Consider the following 422-nt stretch of genomic DNA (forward strand, 5'->3'; position numbering starts at 1 on the left):
AACGAATGGTATCTGTGAGCGATTTCACAAGACTATTCTGCAGGAGTTTTATCAGCCGTCACTACGACGCAAGATTTGTGGCTCGTTGGAGGAGCTACAGATGGATCTAGATGAATGGCTCAATTATTACAATAATTGAATCACCCCGGGTTTCTCGGAGGCTAACTTTCTTGGGAGAATTAGCCAATGAGCAAACAACCTGAATACTCCCCCGAAGTACGGGAACGCGCAGTTCGCATGGTGTTGACCGGTGAGCACGAACATAAATCACGCTGGGCAGCGATTACATCTATCGCCTCTAAGATCGGCTGTACACGTGAGACTCTACGATCATGGGTCAACAAGATGGAAGTCGACAACGGCACTAAGCCCGGCACCACTAGTGGTGCCGCAGCCCGCCTTAAAGAGCTGGAGCGCGAAGT

At 50.0% G+C, this 422-nt stretch carries 1 protein-coding gene and 1 pseudogene; both read left to right on the forward strand.

The window, feature by feature from the left end:
- Positions 1-136 (forward strand): annotated as a pseudogene (locus Q1A48_RS21395) (integrase core domain-containing protein); the annotation flags it as partial.
- Positions 137-186: 50 nt separating this feature from the next.
- On the forward strand, positions 187-422 hold a 236-nt coding region (locus Q1A48_RS21400), incomplete at its 3' end, for a helix-turn-helix domain-containing protein (RefSeq protein ID WP_299948906.1).

The organism is uncultured Microbulbifer sp. (genome assembly GCF_947489355.1).
Classification (GTDB): Bacteria; Pseudomonadota; Gammaproteobacteria; order Pseudomonadales; family Cellvibrionaceae; genus Microbulbifer.